Origin of the sequence: Mycobacterium paraffinicum (assembly GCF_025822865.1) — a bacterium.
Lineage (GTDB): Bacteria > Actinomycetota > Actinomycetes > Mycobacteriales > Mycobacteriaceae > Mycobacterium > Mycobacterium paraffinicum.
Genome location: NZ_JACKUR010000023.1, coordinates 185,492 through 205,325, shown reverse-complemented (window position 1 = coordinate 205,325; position 19,834 = coordinate 185,492). Strand labels below are relative to the sequence as shown.

General features: G+C 69.3%; 19 protein-coding genes. 7 read left to right on the top strand and 12 right to left on the bottom strand.

All coding sequences use genetic code 11. From position 1 onward, the window contains the following. Positions 1-145: 145 nt before the first annotated feature. From H7J89_RS13185 to H7J89_RS13170, 4 genes are all read left to right on the top strand, one after another. Positions 146-913, top strand: coding sequence for a class I SAM-dependent methyltransferase (locus H7J89_RS13185; RefSeq protein WP_264044136.1), 768 nt, complete (start codon positions 146-148; stop codon positions 911-913). Between the two features lie 94 nt (positions 914-1,007). After that, positions 1,008-2,480 carry an aldehyde dehydrogenase gene (locus tag H7J89_RS13180; RefSeq protein WP_264044135.1) on the top strand — a complete coding sequence of 491 codons (1,473 nt, stop codon included), beginning with the start codon at positions 1,008-1,010 and terminating at the stop codon, positions 2,478-2,480. 297 nt (positions 2,481-2,777) lie between these two features. Then, positions 2,778-2,909, top strand: coding sequence for a hypothetical protein (locus H7J89_RS13175; RefSeq protein WP_264044134.1), 132 nt, complete (start codon positions 2,778-2,780; stop codon positions 2,907-2,909). A gap of 89 nt (positions 2,910-2,998) precedes the next feature. Beyond that, on the top strand, positions 2,999-3,565 hold the full coding sequence (locus tag H7J89_RS13170) for a TetR/AcrR family transcriptional regulator (RefSeq protein WP_264044272.1): 567 nt from the start codon (positions 2,999-3,001) through the stop codon (positions 3,563-3,565). 4 nt (positions 3,566-3,569) lie between these two features. Here H7J89_RS13170 and H7J89_RS13165 read toward each other — a convergent pair whose 3' ends face one another. From H7J89_RS13165 to H7J89_RS13135, 7 genes are all read right to left on the bottom strand, one after another. Then, positions 3,570-3,866 (bottom strand): hypothetical protein, encoded by a 297-nt coding sequence (locus H7J89_RS13165; protein WP_067740363.1) that lies wholly within the window; start codon positions 3,864-3,866, stop codon positions 3,570-3,572. Then, a complete protein-coding gene (locus tag H7J89_RS13160; RefSeq protein WP_264044133.1) occupies positions 3,863-5,356 on the bottom strand; it encodes a class I adenylate-forming enzyme family protein in 1,494 nt (497 codons plus the stop codon). The genes H7J89_RS13165 and H7J89_RS13160 overlap by 4 nt, the downstream gene beginning before the upstream one ends. 67 nt (positions 5,357-5,423) lie before the next feature. After that, the gene (locus H7J89_RS13155; RefSeq protein ID WP_372513776.1) at positions 5,424-6,200 is read right to left on the bottom strand and encodes a crotonase/enoyl-CoA hydratase family protein; all 777 of its coding nucleotides are present in this window, start codon (positions 6,198-6,200) and stop codon (positions 5,424-5,426) included. Positions 6,201-6,317: 117 nt separating this feature from the next. Continuing rightward, positions 6,318-7,727: a WS/DGAT/MGAT family O-acyltransferase gene (locus tag H7J89_RS13150; protein ID WP_264044131.1), complete on the bottom strand. Its 1,410-nt coding sequence runs from the start codon at positions 7,725-7,727 to the stop codon at positions 6,318-6,320. A 44-nt stretch (positions 7,728-7,771) separates the two neighbouring features. Further along, a complete protein-coding gene (locus tag H7J89_RS13145) occupies positions 7,772-8,953 on the bottom strand; it encodes an alpha/beta hydrolase (protein ID WP_264044130.1) in 1,182 nt (393 codons plus the stop codon). Positions 8,954-9,141: 188 nt separating this feature from the next. Further along, the gene (locus H7J89_RS13140; RefSeq protein WP_264044129.1) at positions 9,142-9,810 is read right to left on the bottom strand and encodes a class I SAM-dependent methyltransferase; all 669 of its coding nucleotides are present in this window, start codon (positions 9,808-9,810) and stop codon (positions 9,142-9,144) included. 220 nt (positions 9,811-10,030) lie between these two features. Continuing rightward, positions 10,031-10,822, bottom strand: coding sequence for an alpha/beta fold hydrolase (locus tag H7J89_RS13135; protein ID WP_264044271.1), 792 nt, complete (start codon positions 10,820-10,822; stop codon positions 10,031-10,033). A 112-nt stretch (positions 10,823-10,934) separates the two neighbouring features. Here H7J89_RS13135 and H7J89_RS13130 point away from each other — a divergent pair, with 112 nt between their 5' ends. Then, complete coding sequence (locus H7J89_RS13130; RefSeq protein WP_264044128.1) at positions 10,935-11,834, top strand: alpha/beta hydrolase; 900 nt, start codon at positions 10,935-10,937, stop codon at positions 11,832-11,834. 7 nt (positions 11,835-11,841) lie between these two features. Here the strand turns inward: H7J89_RS13130 and H7J89_RS13125 are convergent, their stop codons facing one another. The 3 genes from H7J89_RS13125 to H7J89_RS13115 are packed head-to-tail and all read right to left on the bottom strand — an operon-like array spanning position 11,842 to position 15,365. Then, positions 11,842-13,146: an amidohydrolase family protein gene (locus H7J89_RS13125; RefSeq protein ID WP_264044127.1), complete on the bottom strand. Its 1,305-nt coding sequence runs from the start codon at positions 13,144-13,146 to the stop codon at positions 11,842-11,844. Then, positions 13,140-14,330 (bottom strand): CoA transferase, encoded by a 1,191-nt coding sequence (locus H7J89_RS13120; RefSeq protein ID WP_264044126.1) that lies wholly within the window; start codon positions 14,328-14,330, stop codon positions 13,140-13,142. Before H7J89_RS13120 ends, H7J89_RS13125 begins: the two co-directional genes overlap by 7 nt. An 18-nt stretch (positions 14,331-14,348) precedes the next feature. Continuing rightward, positions 14,349-15,365 (bottom strand): MaoC family dehydratase, encoded by a 1,017-nt coding sequence (locus H7J89_RS13115; protein WP_264044125.1) that lies wholly within the window; start codon positions 15,363-15,365, stop codon positions 14,349-14,351. A 224-nt stretch (positions 15,366-15,589) separates the two neighbouring features. Here H7J89_RS13115 and H7J89_RS13110 point away from each other — a divergent pair, with 224 nt between their 5' ends. Then, complete coding sequence (locus H7J89_RS13110; protein WP_264044124.1) at positions 15,590-16,750, top strand: acyl-CoA dehydrogenase family protein; 1,161 nt, start codon at positions 15,590-15,592, stop codon at positions 16,748-16,750. Between the two features lie 111 nt (positions 16,751-16,861). Then, positions 16,862-17,305 carry a CD225/dispanin family protein gene (locus H7J89_RS13105; protein ID WP_264044123.1) on the top strand — a complete coding sequence of 148 codons (444 nt, stop codon included), beginning with the start codon at positions 16,862-16,864 and terminating at the stop codon, positions 17,303-17,305. A 7-nt stretch (positions 17,306-17,312) separates the two neighbouring features. On the opposite strand, the gene H7J89_RS13100 is transcribed toward H7J89_RS13105, so the two are convergent. Then, positions 17,313-18,272 carry an enoyl-CoA hydratase/isomerase family protein gene (locus tag H7J89_RS13100; protein ID WP_264044122.1) on the bottom strand — a complete coding sequence of 320 codons (960 nt, stop codon included), beginning with the start codon at positions 18,270-18,272 and terminating at the stop codon, positions 17,313-17,315. A gap of 3 nt (positions 18,273-18,275) precedes the next feature. Beyond that, complete coding sequence (fadD4, locus tag H7J89_RS13095; protein ID WP_264044121.1) at positions 18,276-19,793, bottom strand: fatty-acid--CoA ligase FadD4; 1,518 nt, start codon at positions 19,791-19,793, stop codon at positions 18,276-18,278. Positions 19,794-19,834 lie beyond the last annotated feature (41 nt).

Here is a 19,834-nt window from a genome sequence, read left to right as displayed (position 1 = left end):
ACAACGCCCCATGATGGGAGCGGGCCACCGATTTGTCGCTGTGAGGCGGGCACATCCGGTGCCGCCCGATCCAGGGACGGGTGTGACGCGAGTGACTAGAAACCGCCCGGCGGCGACGTGCGTCCGCGCTGCGTAGGGTTGGCCGGTGGCCGTGACTGACGTCTTCGCGCGGCGGGCGACCCTGGCCCGGGCGCTGCGGCTGCTGTCCGAATTCCGCTTCGAGCAGTCGGAGCCGGCCCGGTTCTACGGCGCGCTGGCGGCGGATACCGCGGCGATGGTGGGTGACCTGTGGCTGGCCGCGACCGGCGACACCCCGGCCGGCCGTACCCTGCTCGACGTCGGCGGCGGTCCCGGCTACTTCTCGGCCGCGTTCGCCGACGCCGGGATCCGCTACGTCGGCGTCGAACCCGACCCGAGCGAGATGCACGCCGCGGGACCCACGCCCGCAAGCGGCGACGGGAACTTCGTCCGCGCCTCTGGCCTGGCGCTGCCGTTCGCCGACGACTCGGTGGACATCTGCCTGTCGTCCAACGTCGCCGAACACGTGCCGCGGCCGTGGCAGCTGGGCGCCGAGATGCTGCGGGTGACCAGGCCGGGCGGGCTGGCCGTGCTCTCCTACACCGTCTGGCTGGGCCCGTTCGGGGGGCACGAAATGGGCCTGAGCCATTACCTCGGGGGCGCCCGGGCCGCCGCCCGCTACGCCCGCAAACACGGGCATCCGGCGAAAAACAACTACGGGTCGTCGTTGTTCGCGGTGTCGGCGGCCGACGGCCTGGAATGGGCGGCCGGCACCGGGGCGGCGGTGGCGGCATTTCCCCGCTACCACCCCCGATGGGCGTGGTGGATGACCTCGGTGCCGCTGCTACGGGAGTTCGCAGTCAGCAATCTGGTGCTGGTGCTGCGGCCCCGATAATGAAACATGTTCTCGTTTTGCGTCGGCTTGGGTAGGGTGGCGCCATGCGCGCCGGCGACGATGCGGCGCGAAGCAATGAGGAGGAGCGGCGCAGATGCCCGAGAGCCAAACGACGGAATACGACAAGCTTTTCATCGGCGGCAAGTGGACTGAGCCGTCGACCGACGAGGTGATCGAGGTGCGCTGCCCGGCCACCGGCGAATATGTCGGCAAGGTGCCGATGGCGGCGCCCGCCGACGTCGACGCCGCGGTGGCCGCGGCCCGCGCCGCCTTCGACAACGGACCCTGGCCCACGACGCCGCCCAAGGAGCGCGCGGCCGTGATCGCCAACGCGCTCAAGTTGATGGAGGAACGCAAGGACCTGTTCACCCAGCTGCTGGCGGCCGAGACCGGCCAGCCGCCGATGGGCGTCGAAACGATGCACTGGATGAGCTCCATCGGGGCGCTGAACTTCTTCGCCGGCCCCGCTGCCGACCAGGTCAAGTGGAAAGAGGTCCGCACCGGCGGCTACGGGCAGAGCATCGTCTACCGCGAGCCCATCGGCGTGGTGGGCGCGATCGTCGCCTGGAACGTGCCGCTGTTCCTGGCGGTCAACAAGCTCGGCCCGGCGCTGCTGGCCGGATGCACCGTGGTGCTCAAGCCGGCCGCCGAAACCCCGCTGAGCGCAAACGCTTTGGCGGAGGCCTTCGCCGAGGCGGGGCTGCCCGAGGGAGTGCTGTCGGTGGTGCCCGGCGGGATCGAGACCGGCCAGGCGCTGACGTCCAACCCGGGAGTCGACCTGTTCTCCTTCACCGGCAGCTCGGCCGTCGGCAAGGAGATCGGCCGGCGCGCCGCGGACATGCTCAAGCCGTGCACCCTGGAACTCGGCGGCAAGTCCGCGGCCATCGTCCTCGAGGACGTCGACCTGGCGGCCGCGGTCCCGATGCTGGTGTTCTCCGGAATCATGAACACCGGACAGGCCTGCGTGGCCCAGACCCGGATCCTCGCCCCGCGCTCCCGCTACGACGAAATCGTCAACGCGGTAAGCGCTTTCGTGCAGGCGCTGCCGGTGGGCCTGCCGTCGGACCCGGCCGCCCAGATCGGTTCGCTGATCTCGGAGAAGCAACGCGCGCGGGTCGAGGGCTACATCGCCAAGGGCATCGAGGAGGGCGCGCGGCTGGTGTGCGGCGGCGGCCGCCCCGAGGGCCTGGACAGCGGCTTCTTCGTGCAGCCCACGGTCTTCGCCGACGTCGACAACAAGATGACGATCGCCCAGGAGGAGATCTTCGGGCCCGTGCTGAGCATTATCCCCTACGACACCGAGGAGGACGCGATCAAGATCGCCAACGACTCGGTGTACGGCCTGGCCGGCAGCGTGTGGACCAGCGACGTGGAACGCGGCATCGCGGTCTCGGAGAAGATCCGCACCGGCACCTACGCGATCAACTGGTATGCGTTCGACCCCTGTTGCCCGTTCGGGGGTTACAAGAACTCCGGCATCGGCCGCGAGAACGGCCCGGAGGGTGTGGAGCACTTCACCCAGCAGAAGAGCGTGCTCATGCCGATGGGCCACACGATCGAGGGCTGACCCCGGGACGCACCGAGCGTGCACTCGCCGCGATAAATCAGGACCAACCTCGCGGTGGGTGCACGTTCGGCGTTTCAGGCCGTCGGCGAAGGTGCCTGCGCGGCGCCACAGCCCCCAGATTATGCAAAAGAGCATAGAAACCTGGTTGTTACACCCCCGTCAGTCACGGTTCACAACGACGCGCAGCGCCGTTTCCCGTGGTTCAGCGCTTACATAGGGAATAGATTTGCTTACTGGACCGCTGTCTTATATGCTTCTAAGCATAATCATGGGCTGCACTTAGGCCGGGAGAGAATCATGTGGATCATCGAGGTGAACATCGGCGGCTATCAATTCACCCGCGAAATGCCCGACCTCAAGCGCCGGAATTTCCGCTTCAGCCCCCGCAGCATGCATTGGCCGGTACTGCGGCAATCGCACGCTGCATGACGTTAGCCACGGGAGACACGAGAGTGGCGACCACGAGCGAAACAGTGCAGGACCTCACCCCGACGAAGCGCGGCGGCACGCGCAGGAGAATGCTCGCCAGCGCCGCCGAGGTGATGCGTGAACGAGGCGCAGCGGGAGTGACCATCGATGCGGTGCTCGCCCGCAGCGGTGCGCCGCGCGGATCGGTTTACTACCACTTCCCCGACGGCCGCAATCAGATTCTGATCGAGGCGCTGCGGTATTCCGGTGATTCCATCACCGCGATGATCGACGACGCCGCCGAGCAGGGCGCCCGGGTGCTGCTGGGCAAGTTCGTCGAGTTCTGGGAGCGACTGCTGACCGAGGGCGGCTTCAACGCCGGCTGCCCGGTGGTGGCCGCGGCGATCGGCTCGGACGACGACGACGCCCAGCTTTCCGCCGAGGCCGGCGCCATCCTGGGCCGCTGGTGCGCGTCGCTGACCCGGGCGTTCACCCACGACGGCTTCGACGAGCCATGCGCCGCCTCGCTGGCGGTGATGTCGGTCGCCGCGCTGGAGGGCGCCATCGTGCTGTCCCGCTCGACCGGCAGCATCGACCCGCTGCGTCAGGTCGGCGACCAGCTCGAATTCCTGATCAAGGCAAGGGAATTCGTGCTCCGCAATAATATCGGGGAGTAACTCCTCAGTCGCTGGCCGGCAGCGGCTTGACCTCTTTGAGCTGCAGCGCGGTTGCGCCCACGCTCAGGCTGCCGGCCCCGGGCTTGGTCACCAGCACCTCGGCACCGGTCTCGTCGACGTAGCGCTTGCCCATCACGGTGCCGTCGGCAAAAGCCGGGTCCAATTCGCCCGAACGCTCGGCGCCAATCGGCACCATAGGCGCACCGCCACAACGCAAGTCGTCGAGGCTGTCGGCGCTCCTGACGACGATCACCTGCGTGTCACACACCTGGCTGGCCAAGCGGGTTCCGTTCTTGATCATGCCTTCAGCCCTTCTAACATCTCGATGATCTCCCGGCGAAGCACCTTGCCGGTGGGGGTCGTGGGCAGCTCGTCGCGAAACACTACCCGGTCCGGGGTTCGTGACCCGCGCAAGCTTTTCCGGACATGCTCGCGCAATTCCTCGGGGTCCGGATCCGCACCGGGGCGGGGCACCACCACCGCGACGATCGCCTGGCCCCACTGCGGATCCTCGACACCGACGACGGCGACGTCCCGCACGTGCGGGTGCTCCACCAACACCTCTTCGAGCTCGGCGGGCGCGATGTTCTCACCACCGCGGATGATGGTGTCGTCGCTGCGGCCGCCGATGAACAGGTAGCCGTCCTCGTCCAGCATGGCGATGTCTTTGGTTGGGAACCAGCCGTTTTCGTCGAGTACCGAACCGATCCCGGTGTAGCGGCCGGAGACCTGCTCGCCGCGGACGAACAGCTCGCCGGTTTCGCCCGGCCCGAGCACGTTGCCGTCCTCGTCGCGAATCTCGATCTCGATGCCGGGCACCGGCTGCCCGACCGACGCCAGCCGCCTGGCGACCTCGGGTGCCTCCGCGGCCTGCGCCGCCCGGTGGTCGTCCGGGGTGAGCACCGCGATGGTCGAGCTCGTCTCGGTGAGGCCGTAAGCGTTGACGAAGCCCACGCCCGGCAGAAGTTCGAGGGCCCGCCGGACGAGCGGGAGCCCCACCTTGGACCCGCCGTAGGCCAGGTTGCGCAGCGACGGCAGCGCGTGGCCCTCGGCCTCCAGCGCGGCAACGATGCGGTCCAGCATGGTGGGCACCACGGTCGCGGTGGTCACGTTCTCGGCGTTGATCAGCCGAACCCATTCCTGCGCATCGAAATTCGGCAGGTAGACCATCTTGCGCCCGGCATACAGGTTCGACAGCGCGGCGCCCACCCCGGCGATGTGATAGGGCGGCACGCAGATCAGCGCGGCGTCGCTCTCGGCGGCCGACTCGAATTCGACCGTGCCGGTCACGTAGCTGGTCAGGTTGTTGTGCGACAGTTCGACGGCCTTGGGCTGCGACGTGGTGCCCGAGGTGAACAGCACGATCGCGACCGAGTCCGGATCGGGAAACTCCGCGGCCGGCTCGTTGTCGCGGGCGGCCGCCAGGAATTCGTCGGTGGTCATCAGCCGCGCCGTGGTCTCGCCGACCATGTCCCGGTAGCGGCTGTCGACGATCACCAGGGGCTCGGGCAGGCGCTCGATGAGCGCCTGGATGCCGTCGGCGGAGAGCCGGTAATTGATCGGCGTGAACGGCAACCCCGCGCGCGCGGCGGCGAAGATCAGCACCGGCAGCATCGCGCCGCCGGTGCCCACGTAGGCGACGTGTCGGGCATTCGATCCAGCGATCACCCCGGCGCCACCGTCGGCGAGATCGCTGAGCTGCTGCGTCGTCAGGCGCGTGTCCCCGGAGACCACCGCAGTCCGATCGGGATTGCTCGACGCGGCCATCTCCAGAAGCAAAGAAATGCTCATCCTCGGTCTTCCTGGATCTCCACGCCTTTACAAAACTTGGTCACAGTGTAACCCGTCCGGCCGAACGTCAGCTGCCCGTCCAGCGCGGCGGGCGCTTTTCGGCGAAGGCGATGGCGCCCTCTTTGGCGTCGTTGGAAGCGAACACCGGCGCCAGCAGCTTGTTCTGCTCGGCGAACATGTTCTCGGGGCTCCACCCGCGCGACTCGACGATGATCCGCTTGGTGGCGGCCACCGCGAGCGGCCCGTTGGCGGCGATCTTCTCGGCCAGCGCGATGGCCTCGTCAAGCGCCTTGCCCGGCTCGGCCAACACGTTGACCAGCCCCAGCTTGTGGGCGCGCTCGGCCGGCAGGTTGTCGCCGGTGAGCGCGAGCTCCATGGCGATGGCGGACGGGATGCGCTGCGGCAGCCGGAGCAGACCGCCGCCACCGGCGACCAGCCCGCGCTTGACCTCGGGGATGCCGAAGGCCGAATCCTTGGACGCGACGATCAGGTCGGTGGCCAACGCCAACTCGGTTCCGCCGGCCAGGGCATAGCCCTCGACCGCCGCGATGAGCGGTTTGACGGGCGGGCGTTCGGTGAAGCCCATGCCGCGCCCCTGGACGATGGGGAGTTCGCCGCGCGCGAAGGCCTTGAGGTCCATGCCCGCGCAGAACGATCCGCCGGCGCCGGTGAGGATGCCCACCGAAAGACCCGGGTCGCCGTCGAGGCGGTCGACGGCCTCGGCCAGGCCGTTGGCCACCGCGGCGTTGACCGCGTTCTTGGCCTTAGGCCGGTTGATCGTGATGATCAGGATCCGATCCCGCTGTTCGACCAGGACTTCGGGTTCGCTGGCTTCTTCGCTCACGGTGCTCACGTGCCGCACAGCTCCTTAAGGGTAGGGATGGCTGCTTATCCGACCGATGGTAACGGTCGACGGAAATGGCATTGGCACCAGCCGAGAGTCCCGTTTCCGGGACAGCCCTCAGGCCGGCGCCATCGCGGCTTCGATGACGGTGAGCTCCTCGGAAAGTCCCGCGGCCCTTCGTATTTCGATGAAGTCGGCGACCATGGCCTCGGTCACCTCGTGCGGGTCCTTGAGCGTGGCGCCGTCGGACAGCACCGAGATGTTGAGCTGGTCGACGTAGCTCCACACGGTGATGTTGAGGCCGCTACCGGCGGTCAGCGGGCCCACCGAGTAAATCTCGGTGACCAGCGCCCCGCCGACCCGCCCGCGTTTGCGTGGGCCGGGCACGTTGGAGATGTTCAGGTTGAGGATCTTGTTGTGCCCGTCGCGGCCGGACGCCCAGCGGAAGAAGGCCTGGGTGGGCGCGGGCGGCATGTAGGCCGCCCAGCGGCTGACCAGCTCGGGGCCCATCAGCTGATTGCTTTCCTTGGCGGCGATGGCGTTCTCGTGGGTGCACCGCACCCGCTCCAGCGGATCGTCGGAGTCGGTCGGCAGGCCCACCAGCACGCCGGTGAAGCGATTGCCGGAGATCCGCTCGGGCGAGAAGTCGAAACTCATCGGCACCGACGCCAGCAGGGGCACGGCGGTGCCGTCGTAGCGCAGCAACAGGGTGCGCAGGGCACCGGTGGCCATGGCCAGGACCATGTCGTTGATCGTCGCCCCGAGCCGCTTGCCGGTCTCCTTGACGTCGGCCAGCGACAGGGTGGCGGTGGCGAACCGGCGCTCCGCGGTGATCTTGTGGTTCATGAAAGTCGGCGGCGGTTCGAACGGGCGGCTCAGCTCCGGCGACAACTTGCGCGAGCTGCGCCGGACCCGGCCCAGCCCCTGCGCGGTGTAGCGGACCGTCGCGGGGATTCGCCCGACGTGCCGCAGGTGATCCGCGAACGCCGAACCCATCAGCTGCCGGGCGGTGGGCGCCGGGTCGGACACGTACGGGCCGCCCTCCGGCCCGGGCTGCAGGTCCATGCCGCGGGCCATCAGGTTGGCCGAGGCGACGCCGTCGGCGAGCGCGTGGTGGATCTTGCCGACCACGGCGATCCGGTTGTTCGCCAGCCCTTCGATGAAGTACATCTCCCAGAGCGGGCGACTGCGGTCCAACGGCGTGCTGGCGATGCGCCCGATGGCCTCGTCCAGCTCGCGCCGGCCGCCGGGCGCGGGCAACCGCATCGGGCGAATGTGGTAGTCGAGGTCGAGCTCACAATGCTCCCGCCACATCGGGTGGTGAAGCTGGAAGGGAATCTCGACCAACTGGTAGCAGAATGGCTCGAGCTTGCCCAGCCGGCCGCGGATGACTTCGCGAAACGCCTCGACGCCGAAGTCAAACCGATCTGAATCGAGTTCGATCACAGCGGCTTTGATGGTGTGCATGTGCACGTTCGGCGTTTCACTGTAAAGCAGAACCGCGTCCCACCCGCTCAGCCGTTTCACCGCTGCCCCTTACCCATAAAGGGACCATACTCAGCAGCGGCAGTTCAGATAACCTCTTTGGCCGCGTTTGTCTTGGTGCGATAGACCTGGTTGAGGAACAGCGAAGTCGCGTGCGCCGCCGCTCCCGCGCGCTCCCCGTCGATGAGGTCGTACCCGTGGCCCGCGCCGGGCAACTCCAGGTAGCCCACCATCGAATGCGAGACCGCCCGCATCCGTTCGACGAAGCTGCGCGCCTGTTCGACGGGGATGACGCTGTCCTTGCTGCCGTGAATCACCAAGAACGGCGGGGCATTTCGGTGCACCCTCGCCATCGGCGACGCGTCGCGGAACACCTCGGGGTGGCGGTCGATCCTGCGCTTGACCACCACCCGCTCCAAGAAGTCGACGAACCGGTCCCGCTCGGGGGTCGAGCGGTCCTCCCAGTCATAGCGGCCGTAGATGCCGACCACCGCGTCCACCGAGCTGTTGGCGCCTTCGGGCAGCTTTGCATGGTACTTCGGATCGTCGGGGGTGAGGCCGGCCAGTGCGGACAGGTGCCCGCCGGCCGAACAACCCGCCACCGCGACGAAATCGCGGTCGCCGCCGAACTTGTCGACGTTGGCGCGCGCCCACGCGATGGCCGTCTTGACGTCGATGATGTGCCGCGGCCACCGGTGATGCGGGGCGACGCGGTAGTTGATCGCCAGGCAGACCCAGCCCTGCTCGGCCAGCCGGGACATCAGCGCGGAGCCCTGCCCCATGCACCTGCCGTGCACCCAGGCGCCGCCCGGGACGAAGATCAGCACCGGCGCGGGCTGGCCGGTCAGGTCCTTGCGGCGCCAGACGTCGAGCACCTGCGCTGGGTGGTCCCCGTAGTGGACCGCGCGACGGTGGAGGTAGCGGCGCTGGCGCATCGCGTCCCAAATCGGCGGGGTTCGTAGCGCCGCGGGCCATTCCAGCTCGAGGTCGGCCGCGGACACGATTCCCCGGAGGGCCGCCAGTGACACGTCCCGAGTGCTCTCCCGATCCCGGCGGCGAATCTCGTCACTGTCCGAAGGCTGCCGGGGCTTGGTCATGCCGGAAAAGAAGTCCGGGGCGTGCCGTGCGCCCCAAATGCCCATCGCGGTGAGGCCACCCAGCGGTTCGAGGTGCTTGCCGACCACCGGCAGCGAAGCACCCGCGACGCTCAAGGCCAGCGCGTAGTCGCCCGGACGAGCCCGCAGCAACTTTTTCGCGCACGATGTCATAGTCGGCCTCCTTGCCGTCGTGTTAGGGCAGCGTACCCCCGGCCCCCGGTCCGAAACTGACGTTTGCGTCGACGCAACATCCGACATCTGAAAGACACCTGGCGGGCGATTGCCCTGCGCAAATACGGGCTGCTATCGGTCGCCGTGGCGTTTGCTATAGGCGTGGGCGGGGGCCCGTCGCGACACGCTCACACCGCCGCCAGGCAGGCGATCACCCGCCCGCCGATCAGGCGGACACCGGTCAGCGTCAGACCGACCTGCGCGGCGAGCGCGGCGGCGCTGTCCACGCCGACCGACGCCCACCGAAACCAGGGCCCGATCTCGCATGCGGACTCCAGCCGCACCCAGCGCGCACGGATGCCGATGTTGTCGGCGTCGAACTCGGCAACGCAGTGCCCACCGCGGGCCAGCAGCTCGGCGGCCCGCCCCAGAATGCGGCGCGGGTCGCCGCCGAGGCCGACGTTGCCGTCGACCAGCAATACCGTCTGCCACAGACCCATCGCGGGCAGCGGGTCGAACACGTCGCCCAGCAGGACGGGCGCCCCGCCGCGGCCCGCCAACCGGATCGCGGCCACCGAGCGATCGATGCCCAGGGCCGGTATCCCCCGCTGAATCAGCCGGGCCACCAACCGGCCGGGCCCGCATCCCAATTCGATGGTCGGCCCGGTGCACATCTGCGTGACGGCTTCGTCGAAGACTTCGTCGAAGGCGTCACCAGATCCATCACCGGGACACACGTCATCGGGACATCGCACACCCAGCCAGCGGTGGGCCGGGAGCGGTCGCAGCTCCCCGTCGTCATGGCGAATCCAACATCGCTCGCCGCCGAGTGCCCGATCGTAGAGATGCCCCAGCATTCACGTCCCTCGCGTCCTGCCCGGCCGGGCGGTCCACGCTCGGTCCCGGTGAGGGACGTTGCGACGACGAAACGCTGGCGCGTTCCGCCCTCGCCAGCATTCCACCGATACCCCGATATTTGTTCGGCTAATCCACCGCCCTCTGAGTACGCGCCCGGCCGCGGAATGGTTCATTCCCGGTCGCTTCGCAGAAGCCCGGTCTCCCACGGTTTCTCACGGCTCACCGGGCAGTACCGAACAAGAAGGCGTCCAGTACGCCGTTCACCCTGGCGGGGTCTTCCAGCGCCGCGAGATGCGCGATCCCGTCGAGCACGGTGAAGGACGCGTCGGGGATGGACTCCGCCATGGCCCGGGTCTCCGCCGCCGGGAAGGTGGCGTCTTCCGCGCCGGCGACCACCAGAACCGGGGCCGCGATGGTTCCCAGCAGGGCGTGCTGGTCCGGCCGGGCGGGCACCACGCTGCGGACCGCCCAGCGTGCCGAATCGATGTTGACCGCCCGCAGGCTCGCGCGCACGGTCTGCACCACGTCCGGACGGGTGCGCAGCGTCGTCGGCCCAAGGAAGGCGCGCAGCGCCGACCGGGTCAGCGGCGGCCGGATGCCGCCCAGCACCGCCGCAACCCGCAACATGGCCGCGTACTTGGCCTTCTGAGCTGACCCGGCCTTCGAGGCCGTGCAGTTCATCAGCACGGCGCGGTCGACGCGGTCGGGATAGCGGGCCGCGAACGTGGCGCCGATCATGCCGCCCCAGGAATTGCCGACGAAGTGGGCTTTGGCGATGCCGAGCCCGTTCAACAGGTCGACGACGCAGCGGGCGCAGTCGGCGAACGTGAAAGCCGACCGGAGCCGCTCGCTTCCGCCATGGCCGGGCGGATCGATCAGCACCAGGCGGTGGCTCGCACCGAATCGGGCTGCCTGGCCGGCCCAGAGGTCCCCGGTCATCAACAGGCTGGGCCACAGCAGCACGGCGGGCCCGGTGCCGGGGCTGACCTGGACGCGGATCTTGCCGAGCACGGTATCGATGTACCGCGCAGCGTTTGCGGTCACGCTGCCTCCCGAAGTCTGAATCACCGCATCTCACTGATACCAGGCCCCTCGAGCGTTCCGCGTCGGTGATACTGATGCGGTGCCGAACACCGATGTTCACCCTGACCTGCAGCGGATCGCCCGTTTCACCCCGCGCCGCCTCGTCGGCCCCCGGACCCTGCGGCTCATGCGGGCGGCGACGACCTTGCGCGGGCGCCTTGGTAAGCCAGCCCGCGACGTCGAGGTGATCACGCTCGGTTCTGGGGCCGGCGTCCGGCTGTTCCGGCCGGTCGGCGTCGCCGAGCCGACCCCCGCGCTGCTGTGGATCCATGGCGGCGGTTACGTGATCGGCACCGCCCAGCAGGACGACCGGCTCTGCAGAGCATTCAGCCGGCGGCTCGGCGCCACCGTCGCGTCGGTGGAATACCGCCTGGCGCCCGAACATCCGTATCCCGCCCCGCTGGAAGACTGCTATTCGGCGTTGACGTGGCTGGCCGGCTTGCCGTCCGTGGACCGGTACCGGGTGGCCATCGGCGGCGCGAGCGCCGGTGGCGGCCTGGCCGCGTCCCTGGCGCTGCTGGCCCGCGACCGCGCCGAGGTGAGCCCGGCGTTTCAGCTGCTGAGCTATCCCATGCTCGACGACCGCAGCTCGGCCACCGCCCGCAAGTCCCACTATCGGCTCTGGGACAACCGCAGCAACGAGTTCGGTTGGGCGGCGTACCTCGGCGACGCCGACCCGCAGGTGGCCGTGCCGGGGCGCCGCGATGACATGGGCGGGCTGCCGCCGGCCTGGATCGGGGTCGGCACGCACGACCTGTTCCACGACGAGGACCTGGCCTACGCCGAGCGCCTCACGGCCGCCGGGGTGCCGTGCCACGTCGAGACCGTTCCAGGCGCCTTCCACGGCTTCGACCTGGCCGTACCGAAAGCGCAAGTATCGCAGCGGTTTTTCGACAGCCAGTGCGGCATTCTGCGTTCCGCGCTCGCCGCGGCGCCGTGATCGCCGGTCACATCGCGAAGTAAACGAGTTCGCCGCCGATGACGGTGGCCGCCACCATGCCGGCGTCCAGCTCGGCCAACGCCGTCGCCGGCGGCTCGCTCAGCACACAGAGGTCGGCCAACTGTCCGACCGCGACGGTCCGCGCCCGCCCCGGTCGCTCCGGCTCCCCCAGGAACATCGTCAAAGCCTCTCGGGCAGAGACACATTCGTTGGAGTTCAGGACGGTGCCGCTCAGGGTCGTGCGGTAGACCGCGGCGCGCATCGCCGTCCAGGGGTCGCCGTGACCGAAGGGCATGTCGGTGGAGAGTGCCACCGGCACCGTCGCCTCCACCAGGGAGGCGACCCGCCAGAGCTGAGGATGCTCGGCGGCGGGGACGTCGGCGAGGTAGTGATCACCGCGCTCGGCGACGAAGTTGGGCTGGGTGACCACCGTGACCCCCAGCTCGGCCAGGTCGGCCAGGTTGTCGTCGGGCACGACGGCCGCGTGCTCGATGCGATCCCTCGGATGGCTGCCGGCCGCCCGCAGGGCCGCGACGGTGACGACGAGTTGGGCCGCGGTCACGCAGTGCACGGCGACCGGCCGGCCCGCGTCGTGCTGACCGGCGATCCAGTCCGTCAGCGCGTCCAGATCGAGGCGGTCGTCGTGCAGGATCTTCTTGCCCGGGCACAGGAAGCTCGGCCGTGGCCGGAACTCGCCGCGCCGGTGCGCCACCATCAGCGACACCATGTCATCGGCGTCGAGGTCCGGGGTGGCGTCGGTGACGCCGGTGACGCCGGTCGCGGTGATTCGCCGGCTCAGTTCCGCGAGGTCGCTTTCGCGCCGCTGCAGCAGGTCCGACCAGCCGTGGTCCGCGCTGCGCAGGCGCCCGTCGGGATGTTCGGCCAGCCCGACCCGGCCCAGCGCCTCGGAGTTGAGGATCCATAGCGCCCCACTGCGGTGCTGGATGCGCACCGGGACGCTGCGAACCATCGCGTCGAGGGCGGTCCGGTCCAGGTCGCCCGCCACCGACTCGTGGTAGCCGACGGCGCGAATCCAGCCGTCGGGACCCGGCGTCGCATTCGACAGCAGTTGTGTCAGTTCGGCTTTGGTGCTGACCCCGGACGGCCCGACGAAGAACGAATCCAGCGCGGAGGCCGCCGATCGCAGGTGCACGTGATGGTCGTGCAGGCCGGGCAGCACGGTTCCGCCGCCGGCGTAGAGCACGCCCTCGCCGCGCTCGGCAACCAGGCCATCGCCCATTTCGTCGATCCGCTCGCCAACCCGGATGTCGGTCGTCGTCCCGTCCAGGAGCGTGGCCCTCCGAATCAGCATGGCGTGCCGCGTCTTTCGGTCACAATTCTGCGCACCGCCCGGTTGTCCGCGCCCAGCCTTACCGCCGGCCGGCCGGGCGGCGGAGCCGGTGGGGGCGGCGCGGGCAGGTCCGAGAGCGATGCTCGGGTCGGCAGCGCCGCGTAGCTGGCGGCGACGGCGGCCATCGAGACCTCGACGAGCTCGCCGCCACCGCGGCCCAGCGATTCGGCGACCGCCCGCGCAGCCTCCAGCCCCGTCAGCGGATCGGCGATGGCGTCACCGCAGAACACCGGTCCGTCGGGGGCGACGCCGACGAGGCCGCCGCCCACCGCCGCGTCATCGCCGAACGCCGGCCTGCCGTCGTCATATCCGTTGATACGCAACCAGATTCGACCTCTTAGCGGCTCGACATCGTCCGGCCCGAGTCCGCGCCGCGTCAGCGCCGCGGGGCGCGAGCCCTCGATCACCACGTCGGCGGCGGTGAGCAGCTCGCGCAACTCGTCGGCTTGGCTGCCGAAATCGACACAGTACGAGAGCTTTTGGCCGTTCATCCAGTCGAAGAACGCGCGGTTGCCGCCGCGGGTGCCGTCCGGACGGTCCGGGCTCTCGACCTTCACGACGGTCGCCCCGGCGCGTGCCAGTAGCTGTCCACACAGCGGGCCCGCCCACATCGAGGACAGGTCGGCGACCAGCAGCCCCGCGAGGTCGCGCGCCGGTCCGCGGCCACCCCGTGGCCGCGTCCGCGGCGCCGCGGCCGCGGCTTCGCCCAGGCCCGCCGCGGGGATATCGAGCAGCGTCGCGCGCTCGACGATCGCGCAGCGGGGTTGAGTTGCGGCCCAGCGCCGCAACGTCGGCCAGGGGTCGCAGGCCGCCTCATCGGTCTGCACCAGCGCGGGAACGGCGGCGACGTCGTCCGGGCGCGACAGCGTGATCGCACACCAGCCGTCGGCGGCGCACAGCAACCGGGAGCCGCCCCCGGCGGACACCCGGCCGCCGCGGGTCAGGCCCAGCAGGGCGGCCCGCCCGGCCAGCAGACCGGCGGCATCGACGGTGATGCCCAAGCGCTCGGCCACGGCCGCGGCCACCCGCCCGGCGTGGGCCAGCACGTTCGCGCGGGAGAAGTCGGGCGGCCCGTCCGGCAGGCCGGTCAGATAGGCCAGCCCGCTGCTCCCCCACTTCGACGTAGCCGAGCTCACGTTCCCCATTGTGCTCGTGGTGCGCGCCTAAAACTGCAGGGCGCTGAATCGCCAGTCCAGCACCGCGCGGTCGGGTTCGCCCGCGACGTCACTCACGGCGTAGACCAGCGACCGCAGCCCCAGCACGCCCCCGTGGCCGGTCGGCTCGGCGGACTCGACGTGCAACTCGCTATAGAGGGTGTCGCCCTCGTGGACGGGCCCGGTGTGATCGCACGACTCCCAGCCCAGCACCGTCGCGAGGTTGGGCAGCAGCCTGTTCGCCTGCGCGAGGGCCAGCCCGATGGTATGGCCGCCGTAGACCAGCCGGTGCCCGCTGGTCCGCGAATCATGGTGGGTGGCAGCGATGTTCAGGGTCAGCCGGGCCAGTTCGGGCGCGCTGGTCACCACGTCGGCCGTGCTGCGCAGCACCGCGCCGGCCAGGCCGGGGTGAAAGTGCGGCCCAGGCACCTTGTTCCGGAACAACTCGCCGTCCCAGTGCGCGGCGGGGTCGGTGGCCGGGCCGGGCGCGCCGGCGCCGATTCCGGACAGGTCGTCGCTGGGCGCACCCTGGGGATTCCAGTCCGGGCCGGCGGGCAGCATGGCGCACCGGTAGAAGTCGAGGACCAATCGATCGGCCTGGTCGATCGTGATCATCCGAAGCGCCGCCAGCCCCGTCGGTGCCCGGCCCGGCTTCGGCGAATTGGCCCGTAGCCCAACGACTTCGGTGCGGGTGTAGATGGTGTCGCCGATGACGGGGAATCGGTGAAACGTAAGGCCACGGTAGAACAGGTTGGCCTTGACCCGCTGGGTGGCCAGTGTCGACTGGCCGATTGCGACGTCGCACACCAGCGCCGGGTGCGCCAGCGGTCCCGGCACGCCGGTCACGGCGGTGCACAACACGGCATCGCATGCCAGGCGCAGCCGGTCGCCCACGATCGCCTGGTGGGCCGCCGCCAGCCCCGAGGACAGCGTGACCGCGGGCGCCCAGTCGAAAACCTGGCCGACCGCGAGGTCGTCGAAGTACGGCCCGCCGGGGCGGATCCCCGCATACCCGTCACTAGTCACAACGCCACATGCTGGCAGGGTGTGGAATCGAGGGTCAACTGCGTGGCGATCGCGAGCGCGGCGAAGCCGGGCGAAGCGGGTCGCCACCATCAACGCTGGTGGCGATCGCGAGCGCGGCGAAGCCGGGCGAAGCGGGTCGCCACCATCAACGCTGGTGGCGATCGCGAGCGCGGCGAAGCCGGGCGAAGCGGGTCGCCACCATCAACGCTGGAGGGCGATCGCAGGTGAGTGACGAAGAGGACATGCTGGTGGCCACGGTGCGGGCGTTCATCGACCGCGACGTCAAGCCGACCGTCCGCGAGGTCGAGCACGCCAATACCTATCCCGAGGCGTGGATCGAGCAGATGAAGCGGATCGGCATCTACGGCCTGGCCATTCCCGAAGAATACGGCGGGTCGCCGGTGTCCATGCCGTGCTACGTGAGGGTCACCGAGGAGCTGGCCCGCGGCTGGATGAGCCTGGCCGGCGCGATGGGCGGGCACACCGTGGTGGCCAAGCTGCTGGTCCTGTTCGGGACCGAGGAGCAGAAGCGGGCCTACCTGCCGGCGATGGCGTCCGGCGAGCTGCGGGCCACGATGGCGTTGACGGAACCGGGCGGCGGGTCGGACCTGCAGAACATGACGACGACGGCCTTGCCTGTTGAGGGCGCGGACGGCGCCCCTGGCGGCCTGCGGATCAACGGCTCCAAGACCTGGATCAGCAATGCGCGGCGGTCCGGGCTGATCGCGCTGCTGTGCAAGACCGATCCGAATGCCACGCCCCGCCACCGGGGCATCTCGATCTTGCTCGTCCGGCACGGGCCCGGCCTCACGGTGTCGCGGGACCTGCCCAAGCTGGGCTACAAGGGCGTCGAGTCCTGCGAGCTGTCCTTCGACAACTTCGCGGTACCCGAGTCGGCGGTGCTGGGCGGCCGGATGGGCGAAGGCTTTTCGCAGATGATGAAGGGGCTCGAGACGGGCCGCATCCAGGTGGCCGCCCGGGCGCTGGGTGTCGGCACGGCGGCGCTCGAGGACGCGCTGGCCTATGCGCAGCAACGGGAGAGCTTCGGACGGCCCATCTGGAAGCACCAGTCGGTGGGCAATTACCTGGCCGACATGGCGACCAAACTGACCGCCGCCCGCCAGCTCACCCGCTACGCCGCCGAGCGCTACGACAGCGGCGAGCGCTGCGACATGGAAGCCGGAATGGCCAAACTGTTCGCCTCCGAAGTGGCGATGGAGATCGCCCTGAACGCCGTGCGGATTCACGGCGGCTACGGCTACTCATGCGAATACGACGTGGAACGCTACTTCCGCGACGCTCCCCTGATGATCGTCGGCGAGGGCACCAACGAGATTCAGCGCAATGTGATCGCCGCACAGTTGGTGGCGCGGGGCGGTATCTGAGCGCGAGTCCGAATGTGCGGGCTTGACGTCGGGGCGTGCTGTATCCTTGCCTGACTTCTCAGCAAAGCTGCGCGGAATTAAAGTTACTGCAACGAAAGAAAGTCGGCTGCCATGAGTTATCCCCCAGGGCCCTACGAAGGCTCCCCGGAATGGCAGGGCCAGCAACCGGAATGGCAGGGACAGCCGCCGCCTTGGCAGGGCCAGCAACCGGGTTGGCCGGGCCAGCAACCGGGTTGGCAGCCGTCGCAGCCGGGCTGGCAGGGTCAGCCGGAGCCGGAGAACTACCTCGTCTGGGCGATCCTGTGCACCGTGCTGTGCTGCCTGCCGATCGGGATCGTGTCGATCGTGTACTCCACCAAGGTGTCCGGGCTATGGGCCCAGGGGCGTTACGCCGAGGCGCAGGAGGCGGCCAACAACGCCAAGAAGTGGGCCATCATCGGCGCGGTCGTCGGCGCGGTGTTCGCGGTGATCATGGTGATCCTGTACGTCGCCATCGGCGTGATCGCCGTCTCGAACCTGCCGTCGACCACGACCACCACGTATTCAGGCTTCTGACAACGTTTTAGGCCTCAACAGCGTCGACCAGGCCCCAGGCCAGCGCGGTGCCGGCGTCGATGGTGCGGCCGGACAGCACGAGATAGGCGGTGCGCCACCGGCCGATCCGGCGGGTGACGCTCAGCGTCCCGCCGGCGCCGGGGATCAGCCCCAGCTGAAGTTCGGGTAGCCCGAACACCGAATCGTCGCGCGCGGTCACCCATCCGCAGAACGCCGCCATCTCCAGCCCGCTGCCCAGCACCCGGCCGTGCACCTCCGCCCTGCAGGCGCGGCCGAGCCGGGCGGTCAGCGCATCGAGCGCCAGGGCGGGGCTGTGCCGGGTGCGGGCCAGGTGCGCGCTCGCCGGGTCGGCGAAGGTGCCGAATTCGGCGAGGTCGCCACCGCTGCAGAACGATGGTCCGTTGCCGCTCAACACGATCCCGGTCACCGACGGGTCAAGTTGCGCGACGGTCAGCGCCTCCAGCAACGCGGCCCGGGCGTCGGTGGAGAAAGCGTTGTGGCGTTGCGGGCGGTTGAACGCGATGCGCAGCGTGTCGCCGTCGCGGTGGGTCCGTACCGGCTCGGCGATGTCGGGCAGCCGGGCCGGACCGCGTGCTTGCAGCCAACGCGCAAACTCGGGACCCGCCTGCAAGGTCGAATAGGCCAGCGACTCGGTCACCACCGCCGACAGGGCGGGCCCACCCGGGTCGACTCCGCGCAACACGTCGTCACAGACACCGCTGGCCTGCGGCCAGTTGTGGCAGCGCGCGGTCAACTCGGCCAGCGCGCCGGGCACCGAATCGACGGTGACCACCCGGCGATCGTCGCAAGGGTCTTCGGTCAACGTGAAAGTCGCCGCCTCCAAACATGATTCGTGGCGGGCGAGGTCGGCGCCCGCGCCGTAGGCCAGGATCACCCCCGGCGGCGCCGCGGTGCCGGGTTCGGGGCCGGCAGCCGGCGGGCTCGACAGGTCCAGCACCCGGAGCATGGGTCACACCGAATATTTCTCGATCAGCCCGTTCTTGTAGAGCTTGCCGGTGTCGGTGCGTGGCAGCTGCGCCTCGAATGCGATCGAGCGCGGACACTTGTAGTGCGCCAGGCGATCTCGCAACCACGTCAGCAGCTCGTCGGCGAACTCGTCGGTGGCGTCCGCCGGGTCGACGGTTTGCACGGCCGCCAGCACGCGTTGCCCCATCTCGTCGTCGGGAACGCCGAACACGGCCGCGTCCAACACCTTCGGATGGGTAACCAGCAGGTTCTCGGTTTCCTGCGGGTAGATGTTCACCCCACCCGAGATGATCATGTGGTGGCGCCGGTCGGTGAGGTAGAGGTAGCCTTCGTCGTCGACGTAACCGATGTCGCCGACCGTCGTCCACCCGCGGTTGTCCCGGGACGCAGCGGTTTTCGCGTCGTCGTTGAGGTACTCGAAGCTGTAGCCGCCCGCGAAGTAGATCTCGCCGGGCTGGCCCGGCGGCAGTTCGTTCCCGTTCTCGTCCAGAATGTGGATCTCGCACGCCATCGGCTTGCCGACCGAGCCCGGATGCGCCAGCCACTCCTCGGCGCTGATCAGGGTCGACCCGATCGCCTCGGAGGAGGCGTAGTACTCGTCGATGATCGGCCCCCACCAGTCCATCATCTGCTTCTTGATCTCCACCGGGCACGGCGCCGCCGCGTGCATCACCCGCTGCAGGCTGGACAGGTCGTACGAATTACGCACCGCCTCAGGAAGTTTCAGCATCCGGGTGAACATTGCCGGGACGAACTGGCCGTGCGTGACACGGTGACGCTGGATGGCGTCGAGGCAGCCTTCGGGATCGAATTTCTCCAGCACCACCGTGGTGACCCCGCCGGCCTGCGCGCTCATCGACCACACCGACGGCGCGGTGTGATAGAGCGGCGCCGGGCTCAGATAGATCGAATCCGGGTTCATCCAGAAGCTGACCAGGGCCGACATCATGCCGGGCGCCTCGGACGGTGGCACGTGCGGCAGTTCGCGTTTGATGCCCTTGGGCCGGCCGGTGGTGCCCGACGAATACTGCAGCAGGTCGCCTTCGCGTTCGTCGTCGATGGGGGTGTCCGGCTCGCCCGCAACGCATTCGGGGTAGCGCCGCCAGCCCTCGAGATCGTCGTCCGCGATCAGCAGCAACCCGGGCAGGCCGCCGGGCAAATGCTCGGCCAGGTTCTCGCACGTCTTGCGCAGCGCCGCCGACCCGATGATCGCCTTGGCGGCGCTGTTGTCAACGATGTAGGCGGCCTCGGCGGCGGTCAGGTGGGTGTTGATCGGGACGTAGTAAAGACCGCTGCGGCGCGCCGCCCACATGACCGCGTGCATGTGTTCGTTGTTCTCCATCAGGATCGCGACGGCGTCGCCCTCGACGAGGCCTGCGCGCCGGAAATAGTGCGCCAGCCGGTTGGCCCGCGCCTCCAGCTCATCGAAGGTGATGACCGTCCCGGACGGGTGAAGAATGACGGCGGGCTTACCGGCGCCGAGGTACTCGCGAATCTGCATGCGCAGACTGTACCGCCGAAAAACTTGACGGGTGTCAAGTG

Bases quoted from the DNA above. Each gene is read 5' to 3' on its own strand.
- H7J89_RS13100 (WP_264044122.1), bottom strand. From the start codon at position 18,272: ATGCTCCGGGTGCTGGACCTGTCGAGCCCGCCGGCTGCCGGCCCCGAA.
- H7J89_RS13180 (WP_264044135.1), top strand. From the start codon at position 1,008: ATGCCCGAGAGCCAAACGACGGAATACGACAAGCTTTTCATCGGCGGC.
- H7J89_RS13105 (WP_264044123.1), top strand. From the start codon at position 16,862: ATGAGTTATCCCCCAGGGCCCTACGAAGGCTCCCCGGAATGGCAGGGC.
- H7J89_RS13160 (WP_264044133.1), bottom strand. From the start codon at position 5,356: ATGAGCATTTCTTTGCTTCTGGAGATGGCCGCGTCGAGCAATCCCGAT.
- H7J89_RS13175 (WP_264044134.1), top strand. From the start codon at position 2,778: ATGTGGATCATCGAGGTGAACATCGGCGGCTATCAATTCACCCGCGAA.
- H7J89_RS13145 (WP_264044130.1), bottom strand. From the start codon at position 8,953: ATGACATCGTGCGCGAAAAAGTTGCTGCGGGCTCGTCCGGGCGACTAC.
- fadD4 (WP_264044121.1), bottom strand. From the start codon at position 19,793: ATGCAGATTCGCGAGTACCTCGGCGCCGGTAAGCCCGCCGTCATTCTT.
- H7J89_RS13140 (WP_264044129.1), bottom strand. From the start codon at position 9,810: ATGCTGGGGCATCTCTACGATCGGGCACTCGGCGGCGAGCGATGTTGG.
- H7J89_RS13170 (WP_264044272.1), top strand. From the start codon at position 2,999: ATGCTCGCCAGCGCCGCCGAGGTGATGCGTGAACGAGGCGCAGCGGGA.
- H7J89_RS13120 (WP_264044126.1), bottom strand. From the start codon at position 14,330: ATGGGGAACGTGAGCTCGGCTACGTCGAAGTGGGGGAGCAGCGGGCTG.
- H7J89_RS13165 (WP_067740363.1), bottom strand. From the start codon at position 3,866: ATGATCAAGAACGGAACCCGCTTGGCCAGCCAGGTGTGTGACACGCAG.
- H7J89_RS13125 (WP_264044127.1), bottom strand. From the start codon at position 13,146: ATGCTGATTCGGAGGGCCACGCTCCTGGACGGGACGACGACCGACATC.